A 16,502-nucleotide genomic window follows, 5' to 3' on the forward strand; every position below is an offset into this window, starting at 1 on the left:
ATAATTAGAATGAAAGACTTGCATATCTGCCGTTGAGCGAATATGTCTTTGTATTCCAATTAGCTACTTTTCCAAGTGAATTTCTTGAACTGGTTCCGTCAGCTATTGTCCAGGTATTTCCAATCAACACCTGCGCCCACACGTGACCGTAAGTGCTTCCGCTTGTGAATGTACAGTCACCATGCACGTATCTGGCTGCAAGACCAGCTGTCCTAAACATTGCAACTAACAGGTGAGTGTGATCCACACAATTACCTCTCTTAACATCGAGTGTTTCAACAGCACCGTATCTGGTATTATAGTAGAAACTGTATGACAATGTGTCTCTAACATAATTGAATATTGCTGTTGCCTTTTGGGTTTCGGTTTTCAAGCCTATTGTTAATGAATCAACCAGTTTCTTGATTTTGGAGTTGCCCACTTGACAGTTCTTGGATGCCTTCAAGTAAGCGCTCAAATCGTTGATTGAATTGACTTCATTAATACCCTTAACGCTCTTCACATTGACCGTGATCGGTTTTGATGCTGAGCTTGCAAGGTAATCGTTGCTGCCCCTATAGCTAACCTTCATCGTATAAGACCCGTGTGAGATGCTTATCTTGAATGATGCGTAACCGTTTGAGGCAGTAGTGGCAGTGTATGTTTTTGAGTTCACTGTTAACTTAACTTTTTGACCAGATAACGCATTGTTATTTGCGTCAACCAGTAAAACCTGGAAGGTTTTTGTTCCTTCAGTGAATGTGTCGCCACTTTTCCATGTCAGTGAAGTTGCAGTTCTTTCCTTGACTTTTATCGCCACTGAACCTGATTTAGAATTGATCTTGGAGTCCTTGACAACAGTGTAGTCCACTGTATAGTTGCCGATTCCCAGATTTATTGGCAGTGAAGCCATACCGTTCTTGTCAGTGGTTTTGGTATAAGTCTTATTGTCAACCATGAATTTGACGGTTCTTTTCTCTAAAGGCACACCGCCGGCCACAACAGCCACTTTCAATGGAGTGCCTGCACCCTGACCAAATGTGGTTGTGCTTTTAACAGACAATGTGGGATTCTTAGTGGTATATATCGCCACCCTGTTTGTTGCGCTTGACGCCTTGTAACGGGTGTTTCCTGCGAACTTATACTTTACTGTGTAAACTCCCTTCTTGAGGCTCGGTAACTTGAGTGTTGCCACTCCTTTGCTATTGGTCTTCTTGTAATAGTTTTTACCGTTGATTTTAATCTTGATGATTTTGCCCTTTTGAGGAGAGTATCCCAAACCGTTCAATAGCTTGACTTGAATTTTTTTCTTATCGGACTTGTAGAAAGCATAATATTTAGTGGTCAATGAGGAAGAGACCTTGTTATACACTTTGATCTTATTGGTTTTGCTTAAACCGTCCTTGTTATAGGAGACTATCTTGTAGGTGCCTCTCTTAAGGTACTTTACAGATAGTTTGGCAACACCGTTCTTGTCGGTTTTCACCTTATAAGTCTTACCTTTAAGCTTAAACTTAATGTACTTGTTAGCTAAGGCTTTTCCATTACTTTTTAAGAATTTTGCAGAGAATTTCCTGCCGTCAGTGTAGACCTTGGAAATGTCCTTTGCACTTATTGTTGATAAAATCTTAAATGTAGTGGTTAACTCATATCCTGTGACGGGATCTGCTGCCACAACCTTATAGGTTCCCGGTTTAAGGTTAACTGCAAGAGATACAACACCTTTACTGCTTGTCTTTTTAGTGTATGTCTTACCATTCACTTTTATCTTGACATCAGTGTTCGCCAGGGGTGTGCCCTGAGTGGTTAAAAATGTTGCAGTATACTTAGTACTTCCCTTATAATACTTAGTAACGTCCTTTGCTTTAATGGTTGGCAAAACGTTGAATGTTGATGTGAGATTGCCTGAAGCGGCGTAATCATCATCCCCCATGAAAAATGCTGTTGCAGTGTATTTTCCAGGGTTCAATGAGAGTGCCACGCTTGCTACTCCATCACTGTTTGTTGTGCCATTATAGCTTACACCATTGATAACAAAATTAACTGTCTTGTTCGCTAAAGCATTGCTGCTGTTTGAGTCTTTCAATGTTACTTCAAAAGAATCCTTGTAGTATATGCTTGCTGTTGGATTAGCTAATTCTGTTGAGTTTTTATCTGAACTGCTTTCCACTACGGGATCTTCTTCAATGTTAGTTGATAAAGTATTCGTATTTTCATCTTCAGACACTTCATCGTCACTTTCAATTGACAATTTATCATCAGTTGATTCGGTGGCAATGATTTCAGTGCCGTTTACGTCACTTGCCTGTATTGCACTAACTGAAAGTAATACTGTTAATGCAATGAGCATAGTGAGTAATAAACGTTTGTTGAAAATAGTTTACCTCCTAAACATTTTTTCATACAATTCGTGAGAACCTAATCTCACTACACAATAAGATATTACAAATATCTTATATAAACCTTTTTATTTACTAAATCCACTTAAAACAGTTTAATTTTAAAAAATAAGTATTAAAAATTATTATTGGGCAACATTAATATGATGAGTATTTAAAAAGAATTATGAAAAACGAAAATAATGGCAGATAATGTTTAAAGTAACAGTAATATATAAAAAGTCATGAAATAATATGACTACTCATATTACATGATAAAGACTAATTACAACTTATTTAAACTAAAAATATTGAATTAAAAAGTATTAAAAAATAAAATAAGAATTATTGATAATCATTTAACCTATCGGGATGATTTGCACTTGAAAACTGAAATGTCATTTTTCTTTTACAATCTTGCCGGTAATATGCTCTATTGTGATTTCAAAAACCTCAGTGCGGTGCAGCAATTTTTCAATCTCGCAAACAGTTTCCTCATGGGTTGGGAAAAACTTATCCCCAAGGTGGGTCAACTTCTCGACTTTTTCATCATCATCACTTAGGGTGCGTATTCTTCCGAACACTATCACGCTTCTGAAAATGTATGACCAGTCATCCTCAGGGTTCCTGACGCCCCCGTCCATCACGCAATAGGATGCCTTGTCATGCTTTTTAACCGCATCGTTCTTGTGGCCGGTCATTGCCCCATGGAAGTAGATTTTGCCGTCAACGTATATATGACTCATCGGAAGGGCATATGGATAGTCGTAATCGCCAAGCAATGCCAGGACTCCCCGTGGCTCATTGGTCAATATTTCTATGCATTCCTCTTCAGGAAGCATCTGGCCTATCCTTCTCATTTTCCTAAACATGTTATCATCACAGTTCCTTTAGTCTTTTCATGAGGTTTTCCTTTTTGGGTCCGGACACTTTCATCACGGCCTTTTTGAGAATTTCCCTTTCCTTATCAGGGTTATCGGTTTTTTGATATATTCTTGACAATCCCTCGTATGCCTCGATGTTGTCAGGCGCCATTGCCAATACCTTTTCATATATGCCTATTGCGGCATTGTCGTCGCTTTCTTTTGCCTGTTTGAGGAGGCTTGAGATGTCCTTGGTTAGGCTTATGTCCTTTTTTATGTTGTCCGATGCTTTCTTCTCATTGGTTTCGCCAATGCTGTCGAATATTTCATCGGCCTTTTTCTCATCGAAGTTGCTTCCGACTTCCCTTTTCCTGTTGAATAGTCCCATAAAAATCACCTACAGAATAATTGCCACCAATCCAAATGCCACAAATATTACAATAATGCACAAGCAACATATGAAACTAGATGATGAACCTTCGTTTTGTTGAGGATTATTATGATTATTTATTGCGGTAGGCCTAACTGTATATTTATCCTCATTGTCATATACATCGGCAAGTTTTATTGCAAGCCAAATTGACCTTATTATTGAGACAAGCATGACAATTGATGCGATGCCAGTCATGACATCAAGAATTGCCCCATTTTCCGCCAGAATAATGCTGAAAAGCCATGGAACCTCATACATCACACCTTCCAGAACCCAATACCTGTTATTGTTCTTAAGGCCGATGTACACAAATCCAAACCCGTTCAAGAACGGTATAATGGAAATGATCACCCACCATGACTTCTTAATCTTCTCGACAATATTCATAATAAACCCAGTATCAATCTCTATTTAAGCAATTCATTATTGTTTGTTTCGATTTTTGCAACAACCTTTTTACCGTCCTCAGCCATGTTGGAGAACATGTCAATGGTTTCCTTCATTTGAGGCAAGGCCTGTTCCTTATAAGTGCTAACGTCCTCAATGGCCTGAAGGGCTTCAGCAAATGATGCCTTCAAAACGTCAGGTGAAATCATGGTCTCCGCACTGTGCTTCTGGATCTCGCTGCCCTGCTCCTTAAGCATGTGGGAGGTTGTTTGGATAATGTTTTCGGTGGTCTGGTTCAGGATGTTGATCTTTTCCATGACAATCTTCTGGTCATACAATGCGCTTGCAACCATGACTCCTGTCCTTAAAGCTGAAACGGTAACGTTCTGAGCCCTTCTGACTCCGCGAATCAGTTCCTTATTGTTACGCCTGATGACATTGAGGGAAACGATACCCTGCTGGTTTACAACAATCATCTGCTGCATATCCATAATCCTCTGCCTCAATGGGAATAATATCTCCTCTTTGACAAATGAAATCTTATCGCTGTCAACGCCTTCGATTTCAGCAGATTGAATCTGGGCCTCAATGGAAGCGTCCATCTGCTTACCAAGCTCAATATCAGCAAGAAGCTTGTTGGTAATTTCCCTTAAGTAGGTTTCCTCATTCAGCAATGTGGTATTGTCATTCTGCAACACCCTTCCGCTCTTGTCAAGGGATTCGACGATTTCAGATATTGCAACCTCTGCCTTTTCATATTTTGCAAAGTATTTCCTCACAGGATTCATGAGGTTTCCGAGAACGCCCTTCTTTGCAAAGTCAACCTTGCTAGGGTCCAAATCCTTCATTTGCCTGTTCAATTCCAAAAGCTTTTCACTGATATTGTCAGCCTCCTTTCCACCCTTGGTCAAGTCAACGAACCTTGTGGAGAGCATCTCATTATGGGATGCGGATTTGCTCATTTCATTCAATCCGAAATTGTCCAATGGTTTTAGGATACTTTCCCTTTCAGAGGGATTGTTCAGGTCAGTGTCGAATATTGCAACAGCGTTTTGCTGTGCCTGATTTTTCAAGTTTGAATTTTCCAGTTTAACTTCTTCCTCTTTAAGTGTTGTTTCAACATCTTTTTTTATTTCATCAACATCGAGTGAGAATTCAGCCATAGTATCACCTTTTCTAATTTAAATAATCAATTTTATTCTTATCAATATCCTCTGTAAACGAATCGACAGTCTTGCCGTCCTTTATTATTTCAACTGTCACATGGTCAGGGTCAGGCAACTTATAGGTCGTATAGTAACCGAACATCAATGAATACTCTGAATCATAGTAGACATTCTCCAATGTTTCGGTTTCATGACCTATTCTTGTGTCGTTTGAATCATAATAAGTGGTCTTAACATTATAACCCTTCAAATCATCGGGAACCTTATTGAATAATGCTTCAGTATATAACGTGTAGCTTTTCTTGCCGCTGCTTGAATCATAACCTCCAACGTCAGTGATGGTCAGGTCAACAACACTGGCATCCTCAACCTTATCGGCGGCATCAGCGTTATTGTTGTTTCCGCTCATTCCAATAACAATCAGGCCCAGTATTACGACAACGGCTATTATGACAAGGAAAATCCTGCCGTTGCTCAGGACACTCGAAGCTGTGCCTGACTCAATGAAGCTATACCCGCAATCCATGCAGAATCGGGCATCGTCAGGAACTTGCTTTCCACATTTCGGACAAGTCTTACTCATATAATCATCACCTAATAATCCTTAACTGAATCAATCAAGTTCTCCATATCATCTAATAAGTTCGCAACATCCTCGCTTGCGCCGGTTTCATTGCTTATATTGATCACAAGCTCATTGGTCAGCCTCTCGATTTGGTCAATGATTGTGTTCATTGAACTGATCTTGCTTTCAATCTCATCCTGCACTCTCGGAGTGTCCTCGGCGGCAAGGTTAATGATGCTTGATGCAGCATCGGCCTGCCTGTAGAACAGCTTATGTGCACTGTCAACTATATTGATGAACTTGTCATATGTTAATTGCGGCGGAGCGAATCTCTTTTCAATCAAATCCCTAACCACTTCCTCCTTAACTTCGAACACAACCTTTAAATTATTAACCTTTTTTTCATACCTCTTGAGGGATTCTACACCGATATCCTCAACAACAGGCTCTTCCTGAACGACAGTTTCTTTCCTTTTTGATTTGGGAATAAATCTGCGCTTGGCGGTGTTTTGATAGGCATTCAAGTTAAAGATGCGATACAAGTAGATTAACGGGACGATGAACAAAACAAGAAGTAAAAGCATCACCAGCCTGTTTCCGCTAAAGAATACGGGAACGGCAATGCATATTAAAATCATGTAGAATATGCCCAGAATCCATGGCAATGATTCATGAACCAGCAATACATCATTATTGTTGCCCAAGCCCCTTTTCAACCTTATTTTAGAAGCCGCCTTGGATTTGGGAGCGTACTGGAGTATCTCGTCTTCAGTCAAAATACCCTCCCTTGGCTCAATAATGTATCTGACGTCATTAATTGTCTCAATGCATTTGATGACGTTACCTTCACTGTCATAGGCCTTTGAGTTCTTAAAGGTCAATGGTGTAGCTAACCTTTTAATCTCACTGGCTTTTGAATTCTCAATAGGCATGATTAATTACTTCTCCATATATTATGTAAGAATATATATAGAAGTAAGTGTTTTTAAATATTGTGTATTTAATTTGTTGCTATTCAAACTCTTTTTCCAAAAGAATGGTGACAGGTCCATTATTCAAAAGCTTCACTTTCATGAATGCACCGAACTCGCCCGTTTCAACCGGCACCAGTTCACCGCATTTACCTGTGAAATAGTCAAAAAGCTCGGTTGCCCTATCCGGCGAGAGTGCCTTGTGAAATGACGGGCGGTTCTTTTTGGTGTGGGCATACAGTGTGAATTGGGGAACAAGCAGTACTTGTCCTCCAATGTCCCTGACGGATTTGTTCATCCTTCCGTTTTCATCCTCGAAAATCCTAAGCTTAGCCAATTTGCCTGCAAGATAATCCGCCTCTCTGGCTGTGTCGTTATGGCCGAAACCGACCAGAACCATCAATCCATCACTAATTTCACCTACAATTTCACCTTCAACATCAACGCTTGCTGAGGTAACCCTTTGGACAACCAACTTCATTATTTAATCTCCTTTTGCAAATTCACCCATATAGTTCATTGGCTCGCCAGCCTTGCGCCTGTTGTAGTATTCCGCTGTTGCACTGAACAATGCATCCCCTGCTGAGTTAAGGGCGGTTTCACAGGAATCCTGGATAACTCCTATGATGAATCCTACAGCAACCACCTGCATGGAGATGTCCTGGCTGATTCCAAACATTGAACATGCCATTGGTATAAGAAGCAATGAACCTCCAGCAACTCCTGATGCCCCACAAGCGGCCAATGTGGAAATGACACACAGCACTATTGTAATAGGCAGTGGAACGGAAATGCCGAGAGTATGGCATGTTGCAAGGGTCATGACCGTGATTGTAATGGCGGCACCCTCCATGTTGATGGTAGATCCCAATGGTATGCTGATTGAGAAGAAATCCCTGTCAATGCCCAAACGCTCACACAATGTCATGTTAACCGGAATGTTGGCTGCGGAACTTCTTGAGAAGAATGCTGTAATACCACTTTCCCTCAAGCAAGTCAACACCAATGGGTAAGGATTGCGCCTCAATGCAATACCGGAAATGAGCGGATCGGTTACGAATGCGACAAAAGCAATACATCCGACAAGCAATAGGATCAGTTGTCCGTATTGTGTGAAGATGCCTAATCCGCTTTCGGAAACTGATGTGAACACCAATCCCATGATACCGATAGGTGCACATTGAATGATGTAGCGCACGACTTTGGTGATTGCATTTGCAAAATCAGTCACAACATCCTTTGTAGAGTCGCTTGCAATAGACTTCAATGCAATGCCCAAAACGATTGCCCAGAACAGTATTCCAAGGTAATTAGCCTCAACCAATGAATGAATAGGATTAGAGAATATGTTCAATATCATGTCTGAAATAACATCACCTAAAGCATTAGGGGCTGTTGCAGTGCTGGCTTGGGATAAGTGAACGGTTACAGGAAACAGGTAACTGCCTACCACTGCCACCATCGCTGAGAGGAAAGTACTGAATATGTATAATATAATTACTGTCCTATACCGTGAGCCGATACCTGCTCTTGCCTTTGAAATAGCGGAAGCCACTAAAAAGAACACTAAAATCGGTGCGATTGCCTTAAGGGCACTTACGAATATTTCCCCTGGAAAACCGATAATCTTCCATCCGGGAACCAGTATCCCTAAAATCGCACCTATCACTAAACCTATAATAATCTTTAAAATCAAACTGGACTCAATCCATTTCTTAACAATATCCATAATAATACACACCTATATTTCAAGATTCTCCAACACTTCATAAGTAGCATCCCGAACTGTGCGTGCAGCCTCATAGAATTCCTTTTTCTCTATGTCGTTCATATGAATAGGAACAATCATGGCAACGCCCTTCTTGGATATGACCGCAGGCACACCCAATGACACGTCGTCAACCATTTCAATTTCCCCGTCAAGATAACTACTTACTGTCAATACCTTATGGGAGTCTGTGATTATTGTGGAAATCAGGTTTGAAATAGCGAAGGCTGGACCGTATTCTGTTGCTCCTTTTTTAGAAATGATAGTGTTTCCAGCATTTTTTAACTGTTCTACTAGACCCCTTATATCCAAGTCAACATACTCTACAAAGTACTTCAATGGTATACCACCGATTGTGGTGGAGCTTAAGAGAGGAACCATATGGTCACCGTGCTCACCGATCACCCTTGTGTGAACCTCGGAACTGTTGATGTCAATTTGTCTTGAGAAATAGTTTTTAAGACGCAGTGAATCCAAATGGTTTCCCACACCAATGACTTTGCTCTTCTTAAAACCGGAAGCCTTCAAAGCAATTGTTGTCATGACATCCACAGGGTTTGTAGCGACCAATATAATGCTGTCCGGAGCATATTCTGCTATTTTTTGTGAATAGTAACCTACAATTTTAGCGTTGGGAACTGCAAGATCCAGTCTCTTCATCCCCTTTTCCCTATGGATTCCTGCCGCAATAAGCACTATTGCAGAATCGGCCAAATCATTAAAGTCACATGTAGGTGTCAGCTTACAGTCAATGTCACGTGCAGCAAGCGCATCGTACATGTCATAAGTTTCTCCTTTTGCTTTGTTTAGACTTTGAGGTCTTGAAAACATTACAATCTCGTCAACCGTATCCTCACGTGCAAGTGTGAACGCAACGTTTTTTCCTATAATTCCAGTTGACCCCAATATACTTACTTTTACCATAATCTATTATATTGGTTTTCAATATAAAAATAACTTACTAATAATTTTTTAATATAGTTAAATTGTTAAAAATATTTGATTAAACTAAAAAATATATCATTAAATTTTAAAAAATGAGATTTTGTTTAATTTAACCATATGTTTATATGTTTTATTTTCTTTAAAATAATATCATGGTTGAAGAAGAATTGAAAATGGAAACAAAATGTTATGATGCAAACGAGTACGGCTACATCTATGGATTGAATCAGAAGATTCCGGATGAGGAATTCGAAAAGGTCAAGCCATACTTCAGGAAATTCAAGAGAATGGACTTCGTAGAGGGCAACGTTCAGGTAACCGGCAGACCTGAAGGATGGAGATGCCTTGAAAAGGATGTCGCTAAAGTTGAGGAAATCCTGGGAATTACCAATACCCTGGAAAAAAGGCAAAACAAGGTAAAGGAAGCATTCAAGGACCCACTCAAAAAAGCGAACCTCATTGACAAGTCCTATGAATGGCTTAATCTATTGTTTGAAAGGACAGGAACCCATCCCGAACAGGACCTTTCAAGACTGGCAGTCCATTCCACCAAGATATATGACCCACAGGACAGCTTCAAGAACGGCGCAGATAAGGGCGAAGGGGAACTCTTCATCTACACTCCCCATGGATTCTGGTACATCATAAACAACAGCGGGGAATTTTCAGACAAATCCCTGAACAATGTCAAGACCCCACAGGGCGGAGCAGTGGGATACAGGCTGATGTATGATGACCTGGTTGACAGGCTGATAAGAATATACACTGAAGAGAATTTATACACCGGTGAGAAATTATATTGACTTTGTTCAAATTAATCAAAAGTTTTATATGATAAACTTCAAAATGTATATTTAGATAATAAAGGTGGTTTAATTTTATGCAGAAGATAGTAAATGCACATTGTCATATTTACCCTGAGAAAATAGCCGATAAGGCAGTGATTGGAATACGCGATTTCTATGATCTTGACATGTCCTTGAACGGCAAGGTCGATGGATTACTTAAAGACGGTGAAAAGGTGGGAGTGACACATTACCTTGTCCATTCCGTTGCAACAACTCCAAAACAGGTTAAGTCAATCAATGAATTCATTGCACAATCCGTCAACCAGCACCCAGACAAGTTCATCGGCTTCGGAACACTTCACCCTGACAGCGACGACATCCAAGGTGACTTTGACCATTTGATCGATTTGGGCCTTAAGGGAGTCAAGCTCCATCCGGATTTCCAGTTGTTTGCAATGAATGAGGAGCGCGCATTCAGGATTGGAGAGGTCGTGCGTGACGGCAAGGTGCCAATGCAGGTTCACTGCGGAGATTTCAGGTACAATTATTCAAACCCTGAACAGATTAAACCATTCTTGGAAGAATTCCCTGAAATTCCATTCATCGGCGCTCATTTCGCCGGATGGAGCATGTGGGAAGAGGCAACCGAAAAACTGGCCGGCACACCTAACCTGTATGTTGATTTAAGCTCAAGCCTATATGACCTTTCACCTGAAACCGCAGTGGAATTGATTCATGCCTACGGTTCGGATAAGGTATTGTGGGGTACCGACTATCCCATGTGGGAGTCTGCCAGTGAAATGGAATATTTCAACAGGCTGGACTTGACCGACAGGGAAAGGTCCCAGATATTATATGAGAATGCGGCCAAACTGTTGAACATCGAATGATTACACCACATATCCCCTCACCACATCATTAATTTTTTTATCAACTTTTTTTGACAAAATTAGACAATAACTTGATTTAAACAATTTATTAAGTTTAGTTTTAACTAAATTATCATATTTATTAATATTGACAGTTAATAATCATCTAAACTAATTTTAAAGAATAAAACAAAGGTTTATATATGATTGAAGAACTAATAATAATTTGCAATTGAGATTTTTGAATGTAGTTTTAATTTAAGGAGGATTAATTATGACTACCTCAAACCCAATACAAATAATTCTAAATGAAAACAAGACCAATTCACCAATGGTAAACATTGACATAATAAAAAGTCCAATGAAATACGAAATATTAGAGCTTTTAAGGCATGATGAAATGAATTTTGAAGAAATCGTCGAGAACACTTCAAAATAAAAGGCAAGCATCTCAATGCACTTGAGAGACCTGAGAAAGGAAGGAATCGTGAACTACAGGCACGACCCGATAGACCAGAGAAAGAAGATATTCTACCTCAATGCGGATTACCTGGGATCAATCGATTCAAACAAATCAAAAATCCTAAAAAAAGACCAGACAAAACTGATGATCGATGAATTCATAGAAAAGGGGGACGTCGAATACATAATCCTTTTGACACATGCATTCAAGTCACTGCTTCTGGAATTCGGGATGGACATATCACCAGTGCTTCAGAAAATCGGAAACCACATAGGAGAATACATATTCAGCCAATTGGAAAATGATGACCTTGATGTTTTCACCAAAAACATTGCCCAATACTGGCTTAAAAACAATCTGGGAGAGTTATCATTCAAAATAGGCAACAATATCGAGATAACCTGCATTGACTGCTTTGAGTCAAAGGAATCACCGATACTTGGAAAGCCAGGCTGCCATCTGGAGAAGGGAATGCTTGAAAAGCTATTCAACATGTTTTTCAATTTCGACTTGAAGATAGATGAGATAATGTGCTACTCAATGGGTGATGAAAAATGCGTATATCAAATACAACCTTAATAATTAAGTTAAATCTTAACTATTAATGCATTAAACCTCTTTTTATACTCTCATTATAAAATTAGAGTTTAATAAGGAATTCAAAAGCCCTTATTAAAATTTAAAAAGAGGTTTTAATGTTGAAATTAAAAAGCATCATAATAATATCAATTATGATTTCATTGACCCTGGCCGTGGTTTCAGCCCAAAACGAAACCGTGACAAATACTCATAACTCAGACATCAATGACCCGAAATACGTTAACCCAAACGATTACCACATTGACGAGAACGAATCACAGGTAACATTCACCTCCGATGCCGGAAGCTTCAACAACGTCAGCATGAGCAACGGCTACAACGCGTATGAAATCCAGGATGGAGGACACCTAAAAACAAACGACTCAAAGACACACCCATCATTCTGGAACGACACATATCATGCAGCGGATGCAAACGACACAGGCAAGGCCCCAATCGGAGAATACGTGAAAATACTGTTCTACACTCATTTCGATGATTTGATGAAAATCAGCCCATACCCACACATACCAAGTTCAATATTCGTGCAATCCCCCATAGGGGACCTGTACAAAAACGCCGGTGACACATCCAAATTACAATATAATTATACTAAAGAGGCAGTTAACAGGTACAATGAAGGATTCAGAGCCAACACCACCGGCATCCAATGGTTAAGCGAAACCACATATCGAATCATTGATTTTTTGGCATTAGAAACTCAAATCAATTTCACAAAGATTTGTGGGGTTTCAAGTTTCAACTATTCAACAGGACGATTGATAATCAAAGTAACGTAACCTCCAATTCAAATAGTTCTAGTTTAAAAAAGAATTCGACCAATGATAATCAGTCGGAAATTGCGAATGAAAAATCGGATCAATCAAGAAATAAGACGTTAAATATTTCATCAGTTAAAAATAGAACAGACAATATTAGCTTAAAATATCAAAATAAGAAATTTCAGATTGATTCAAAAGAAACCAGGAACCCTACAAATCTTTTAGTAATCTTAATATTCATATTATGCATATTTCTAGTAAGGCATATTATGAAAAGGATTTAAAATAGTTTTAAAACTATTTTAACTCTATTTTTTTAGTGAACGCATTGACTGCAGGCACAGTGAGCAGGCCGCCTTCAATCATCTCATCCACTTCCCCACGAGTGAACCATCCAAACTCGTCATGTTCCTCGCTGATTATGACCTCATCTGTCAGGCAGGTGACCTTCATGATCAGCTGGATTGACTTGACCTTTTCGGAGGTCTTGCATGCAGTGTAATCGTTCCTGACAACATTGTACAATGAAGCCACATCGATTTTTAAACCTGTCTCCTCAAGGTATTCCCTTTTAAGCGCCTCGTCGAAGAATTCGCATTTCTTCACCTTTCCGCCCGGAATCTCCCACTTTCCAGCGTCATGAGCGGATTTTGACCTGACCTTCAATAATAATATCTTATCGTTAAACTCGCATATTCCCCTAACTGTCAATCCCCACATTGTATCCATAGTCATTCACCTCATTTGTCGGCTGATTCAAGAGTCAAATCGTAAAGCATTTCTTTCAGCTTATCTATTTGGCCATCAGAAAGGTAATTAGTGACCTTTTCCTCCCATACATGAGTCATTCTTATAAGTGTGCATGTAGTGGATTGGCCTTTTTCAGTTAACTTAAGTATCTTCCTGCTCTTATTATCCTCATCAGGCAGGCGTTCGATATACCCATTTTTTTCTAGTTTCTTAACTATCTTTGCAACATTAGCCTCTGATACGAACAATACCTCGGCAAGTTCCCTTTGGGAAATGTTCTCATGATAATGAATGTTTACCAGGTAAGTGAAACCACCCGGACTAATGTCCAAGTCCTTCATTCTTTCCTTTATGAAACTTTGATGCCTTAAATTCAGGTATTCCATATATAACGTTAATGGAGTGGATAATATCTTGTCTTGATCCCAACCGGCTTCAACCATTGTAACCTCTTCCAAAAAAAGATGTATAAAAGGGAGGTTGTCCCTTTTTTTATTTCATTGCCTTTTCAACAGCCACCGCAACAGCAACGCTTGCTCCGACCATCGGATTGTTGCCCATACCAATCAAGCCCATCATTTCCACGTGGGCAGGCACGGATGATGATCCTGCAAACTGAGCATCGGAGTGCATTCTGCCGAGAGTGTCAGTCATACCGTAGGATGCAGGTCCAGCTGCCATGTTGTCAGGGTGAAGTGTTCTTCCGGTTCCCCCTCCTGAAGCGACTGAGAAGTATTTTTTGCCTTGCAATATGCATTCCTTCTTATAGGTTCCTGCCACAGGATGCTGGAAACGTGTTGGGTTGGTTGAGTTACCTGTGATTGACACGTCAACGCCTTCCAGGTGCATGATTGCAACACCTTCGCGCACGTCATCAGCGCCGTAGCATCTGACCTTAGCCCTTTCACCGTCAGAGTAGGCCTTTTCCTTAACAACTTTGACTTCGCCTGTGAAGTAGTCGAATTCGGTCTCGACATGTGTGAAACCGTTGATTCTTGAAATGATTAAAGCAGCATCCTTTCCAAGACCGTTCAATATTACGCGTAAAGGTTTTTCACGAACCTCGTTTGCTGAGTTTGCAATGCCTATTGCTCCTTCAGCGGCTGCGAAACTTTCATGTCCTGCAAGGAATGCGAAGCATTCGCTTTCATCACTTAAAAGCATTGATGCAAGGTTACCGTGACCCAGACCAACTTGCCTGTCATCTGCAACACTTCCAGGTATGCAGAATGCCTGAAGTCCTTCACCGATTGCCTTGGCCGCATCTGATGCCTTTGTGCATCCCTGCTTGATTGCTATTGCTGCACCGAGAGTGTATGCCCAGCATGCGTTTTCAAAACAGATTGGCTTCTTTGATTCCGTATTTTTCCAGCACTGGAGTGATCTGGTCGATTCTTCTTTCGTAACTTTCAAATAAACTCATAATTATTCACTCCTTGGATCTATTTTTTTGGCTGCATCGTCGAATCTGCCGTATTGGCCTGTTGCCTTGTCGATTGCTTCCATTGGGTCAACGCCATCCTTGATTGCATCAAGCATCACGCCAAGGTTAATGTACTTGTATCCTATGATTTCATCATCCTCATCAAGACCTATCTCGGTAATGTATCCTTCGGTCAGCTCAAGGTATCTTGCGCCTTTAGCCTTGGTGGAGTAGATTGTTCCCACTTGGCTCCTGTGGCCTTTTCCCAAGTCCTCGAGTCCTGCACCAATTTGGAGTCCTCCTTCGGAGAATGCTGATTGTGTTCTTCCGTAAACTATCTGCAGGAAGAGCTCACGCATTGCAGTGTTTATCGCATCACATACAAGGTCGGTGTTGAGTGCCTCAAGGATTGTTTTTCCCACAAGTATCTCACCGGCCATTGCGGCGGAGTGTGTCATTCCTGAACATCCTAGGGTTTCAACGAGTGCTTCTTCGATTATACCATCTTTAACATTTAAAGTCAGTTTGCAGCATCCTTGCTGTGGTGCGCACCAGCCGATACCATGGGTAAACCCGGAAATGTCACTTATTTCCTTCGCTTTCACCCATTTGCCCTCTTCAGGTATTGGAGCGGGACCATGGTTTGCACCCTTCTTGACAGGACACATGTTTTCGATTTCTGTTGAATATATCATCTTTTTTCTCCAAAATTTCTTTACTGTTTTTAATTTATTTGTTTTATAATTAATGTATTTTATCATGTAACATATTTATAACAATTGAATTTGTTTTAGCAATTCTTTAATATTAGGAATGTTAAATTAATATTTGGTGATAGTTATGAATTTCATAATTGTTTTAGCAAAGATTACACCTAAAAAAGGTTGTACAGACACTATAGTTGAAATTTCACATGAGTTAGTTGAAGCCACTCTAGCGGAAGAAGGCAATATCGACTACCAGCTATTGCAGTCAACCACATGCGACACTTTAACTTTTGTTGAAAAATGGGAAACTCTAGATGCTTTAAAACAACATATGGCTTCCCCACATTTCCAGGAATTCGGAGCTGAAAGCGCTGAATTCATTGAAAATATGGACATTCAGGTTATAGACGCAAACGAAATACAATTATAACTTGAGTGAATTCATAATTTTCTTTTTTTACTTTTTTTTAACCACATAATATTTATCTGAAATTAAATCGATAACTATAATCATGAGAATATTCATCAACACCGACACATACACTGATGTTGCCCAAACCACAAAAAGGGAATTGGTTGAACTTGCAGGGGATTATGATATTGAGATAGTCGAAGACTCCAAATCCTGCGACGTGATATTTTCCATTGGCGGCGACGGCACATTTCTTGAAACCGCAAGGCTGTCC

The 16,502-nt window shown here is 40.0% G+C and carries 19 protein-coding genes and 1 pseudogene; 6 read left to right on the top strand and 14 right to left on the bottom strand.

The features are described 5' to 3' along the window. Positions 1 to 4: 4 nt before the first annotated feature. The 10 genes from QZU77_RS08240 to QZU77_RS08285 form a co-directional block, all read right to left on the bottom strand. The gene (locus tag QZU77_RS08240; RefSeq protein WP_295602989.1) at positions 5 to 2,329 is read right to left on the bottom strand and encodes a transglutaminase domain-containing protein; all 2,325 of its coding nucleotides are present in this window, start codon (positions 2,327 to 2,329) and stop codon (positions 5 to 7) included. 426 nt (positions 2,330 to 2,755) lie between these two features. Beyond that, a complete protein-coding gene (locus QZU77_RS08245; protein ID WP_295602992.1) occupies positions 2,756 to 3,229 on the bottom strand; it encodes a pyridoxamine 5'-phosphate oxidase family protein in 474 nt (157 codons plus the stop codon). A 7-nt stretch (positions 3,230 to 3,236) separates the two neighbouring features. Continuing rightward, entirely contained in the window at positions 3,237 to 3,608 is a 372-nt protein-coding gene (locus QZU77_RS08250) for a lipopolysaccharide assembly protein LapB (RefSeq protein WP_295602994.1), read from the bottom strand. A gap of 9 nt (positions 3,609 to 3,617) precedes the next feature. After that, a complete protein-coding gene (locus tag QZU77_RS08255) occupies positions 3,618 to 4,040 on the bottom strand; it encodes a hypothetical protein (protein ID WP_295602996.1) in 423 nt (140 codons plus the stop codon). Between the two features lie 20 nt (positions 4,041 to 4,060). Continuing rightward, a complete protein-coding gene (locus QZU77_RS08260) occupies positions 4,061 to 5,203 on the bottom strand; it encodes a toxic anion resistance protein (protein WP_295602999.1) in 1,143 nt (380 codons plus the stop codon). Positions 5,204 to 5,216: 13 nt separating this feature from the next. After that, positions 5,217 to 5,789 carry a zinc ribbon domain-containing protein gene (locus QZU77_RS08265; protein WP_295603002.1) on the bottom strand — a complete coding sequence of 191 codons (573 nt, stop codon included), beginning with the start codon at positions 5,787 to 5,789 and terminating at the stop codon, positions 5,217 to 5,219. Between the two features lie 11 nt (positions 5,790 to 5,800). Further along, positions 5,801 to 6,703, bottom strand: a complete 903-nt coding sequence (locus QZU77_RS08270) for a hypothetical protein (RefSeq protein WP_295603004.1) — start codon at positions 6,701 to 6,703, stop codon at positions 5,801 to 5,803. A gap of 79 nt (positions 6,704 to 6,782) precedes the next feature. Then, on the bottom strand, positions 6,783 to 7,223 hold the full coding sequence (gene dtd / locus QZU77_RS08275) for a D-aminoacyl-tRNA deacylase (RefSeq protein WP_295603007.1): 441 nt from the start codon (positions 7,221 to 7,223) through the stop codon (positions 6,783 to 6,785). 3 nt (positions 7,224 to 7,226) lie between these two features. After that, positions 7,227 to 8,471, bottom strand: coding sequence for a serine/threonine transporter SstT (sstT, locus tag QZU77_RS08280; protein ID WP_295603010.1), 1,245 nt, complete (start codon positions 8,469 to 8,471; stop codon positions 7,227 to 7,229). Positions 8,472 to 8,483: 12 nt separating this feature from the next. Next, on the bottom strand, positions 8,484 to 9,434 hold the full coding sequence (locus tag QZU77_RS08285) for a malate dehydrogenase (RefSeq protein WP_295603012.1): 951 nt from the start codon (positions 9,432 to 9,434) through the stop codon (positions 8,484 to 8,486). Positions 9,435 to 9,607: 173 nt separating this feature from the next. On the opposite strand from QZU77_RS08285, the gene QZU77_RS08290 reads away from it, so the two are divergent. The 5 genes from QZU77_RS08290 (at position 9,608) to QZU77_RS08310 (ending at position 12,954) form a co-directional block, all read left to right on the top strand. Continuing rightward, the gene (locus QZU77_RS08290) at positions 9,608 to 10,258 is read left to right on the top strand and encodes a hypothetical protein (RefSeq protein WP_295603014.1); all 651 of its coding nucleotides are present in this window, start codon (positions 9,608 to 9,610) and stop codon (positions 10,256 to 10,258) included. Positions 10,259 to 10,335: 77 nt separating this feature from the next. Continuing rightward, positions 10,336 to 11,133, top strand: a complete 798-nt coding sequence (locus QZU77_RS08295) for an amidohydrolase family protein (protein ID WP_295603016.1) — start codon at positions 10,336 to 10,338, stop codon at positions 11,131 to 11,133. 253 nt (positions 11,134 to 11,386) lie between these two features. Then, the gene (locus QZU77_RS08300) at positions 11,387 to 11,551 is read left to right on the top strand and encodes a hypothetical protein (protein WP_295603019.1); all 165 of its coding nucleotides are present in this window, start codon (positions 11,387 to 11,389) and stop codon (positions 11,549 to 11,551) included. A 15-nt stretch (positions 11,552 to 11,566) separates the two neighbouring features. Next, positions 11,567 to 12,154 (top strand): V4R domain-containing protein, encoded by a 588-nt coding sequence (locus QZU77_RS08305; protein WP_295603021.1) that lies wholly within the window; start codon positions 11,567 to 11,569, stop codon positions 12,152 to 12,154. A 116-nt stretch (positions 12,155 to 12,270) separates the two neighbouring features. Beyond that, complete coding sequence (locus tag QZU77_RS08310) at positions 12,271 to 12,954, top strand: hypothetical protein (RefSeq protein WP_295603023.1); 684 nt, start codon at positions 12,271 to 12,273, stop codon at positions 12,952 to 12,954. Positions 12,955 to 13,233: 279 nt separating this feature from the next. Here QZU77_RS08310 and QZU77_RS08315 read toward each other — a convergent pair whose 3' ends face one another. From QZU77_RS08315 to QZU77_RS08330, 4 genes and pseudogenes are all read right to left on the bottom strand, one after another. Further along, entirely contained in the window at positions 13,234 to 13,665 is a 432-nt protein-coding gene (locus QZU77_RS08315; RefSeq protein ID WP_295603025.1) for an NUDIX domain-containing protein, read from the bottom strand. 11 nt (positions 13,666 to 13,676) lie between these two features. Further along, a complete protein-coding gene (locus QZU77_RS08320; RefSeq protein WP_295603027.1) occupies positions 13,677 to 14,144 on the bottom strand; it encodes a MarR family winged helix-turn-helix transcriptional regulator in 468 nt (155 codons plus the stop codon). Positions 14,145 to 14,178: 34 nt separating this feature from the next. Beyond that, positions 14,179 to 15,109, bottom strand: a pseudogene (locus QZU77_RS08325) (GGGtGRT protein). A gap of 2 nt (positions 15,110 to 15,111) precedes the next feature. Further along, positions 15,112 to 15,804 (bottom strand): iron-sulfur cluster assembly scaffold protein, encoded by a 693-nt coding sequence (locus tag QZU77_RS08330; protein WP_295603031.1) that lies wholly within the window; start codon positions 15,802 to 15,804, stop codon positions 15,112 to 15,114. 145 nt (positions 15,805 to 15,949) lie between these two features. On the opposite strand from QZU77_RS08330, the gene QZU77_RS08335 reads away from it, so the two are divergent. Beyond that, positions 15,950 to 16,246: a putative quinol monooxygenase gene (locus tag QZU77_RS08335; RefSeq protein WP_295603033.1), complete on the top strand. Its 297-nt coding sequence runs from the start codon at positions 15,950 to 15,952 to the stop codon at positions 16,244 to 16,246. Positions 16,247 to 16,502: the final 256 nt, after the last annotated feature.

The sequence above is a fragment of the uncultured Methanobrevibacter sp. genome, from assembly GCF_902774605.1.
Lineage (GTDB): Archaea > Methanobacteriota > Methanobacteria > Methanobacteriales > Methanobacteriaceae > Methanocatella.

Coding starts and splice junctions, on each gene's coding strand:
- QZU77_RS08240 (WP_295602989.1), bottom strand. CDS start 2,329: ATGCTCATTGCATTAACAGTATTACTTTCAGTTAGTGCAATACAGGCA.
- QZU77_RS08245 (WP_295602992.1), bottom strand. CDS start 3,229: ATGTTTAGGAAAATGAGAAGGATAGGCCAGATGCTTCCTGAAGAGGAA.
- QZU77_RS08250 (WP_295602994.1), bottom strand. CDS start 3,608: ATGGGACTATTCAACAGGAAAAGGGAAGTCGGAAGCAACTTCGATGAG.
- QZU77_RS08255 (WP_295602996.1), bottom strand. CDS start 4,040: ATGAATATTGTCGAGAAGATTAAGAAGTCATGGTGGGTGATCATTTCC.
- QZU77_RS08260 (WP_295602999.1), bottom strand. CDS start 5,203: ATGGCTGAATTCTCACTCGATGTTGATGAAATAAAAAAAGATGTTGAA.
- QZU77_RS08265 (WP_295603002.1), bottom strand. CDS start 5,789: ATGAGTAAGACTTGTCCGAAATGTGGAAAGCAAGTTCCTGACGATGCC.
- QZU77_RS08270 (WP_295603004.1), bottom strand. CDS start 6,703: ATGCCTATTGAGAATTCAAAAGCCAGTGAGATTAAAAGGTTAGCTACA.
- dtd (WP_295603007.1), bottom strand. CDS start 7,223: ATGAAGTTGGTTGTCCAAAGGGTTACCTCAGCAAGCGTTGATGTTGAA.
- sstT (WP_295603010.1), bottom strand. CDS start 8,471: ATGGATATTGTTAAGAAATGGATTGAGTCCAGTTTGATTTTAAAGATT.
- QZU77_RS08285 (WP_295603012.1), bottom strand. CDS start 9,434: ATGGTAAAAGTAAGTATATTGGGGTCAACTGGAATTATAGGAAAAAAC.
- QZU77_RS08290 (WP_295603014.1), top strand. CDS start 9,608: ATGGTTGAAGAAGAATTGAAAATGGAAACAAAATGTTATGATGCAAAC.
- QZU77_RS08295 (WP_295603016.1), top strand. CDS start 10,336: ATGCAGAAGATAGTAAATGCACATTGTCATATTTACCCTGAGAAAATA.
- QZU77_RS08300 (WP_295603019.1), top strand. CDS start 11,387: ATGACTACCTCAAACCCAATACAAATAATTCTAAATGAAAACAAGACC.
- QZU77_RS08305 (WP_295603021.1), top strand. CDS start 11,567: ATGCACTTGAGAGACCTGAGAAAGGAAGGAATCGTGAACTACAGGCAC.
- QZU77_RS08310 (WP_295603023.1), top strand. CDS start 12,271: ATGTTGAAATTAAAAAGCATCATAATAATATCAATTATGATTTCATTG.
- QZU77_RS08315 (WP_295603025.1), bottom strand. CDS start 13,665: ATGGATACAATGTGGGGATTGACAGTTAGGGGAATATGCGAGTTTAAC.
- QZU77_RS08330 (WP_295603031.1), bottom strand. CDS start 15,804: ATGATATATTCAACAGAAATCGAAAACATGTGTCCTGTCAAGAAGGGT.
- QZU77_RS08335 (WP_295603033.1), top strand. CDS start 15,950: ATGAATTTCATAATTGTTTTAGCAAAGATTACACCTAAAAAAGGTTGT.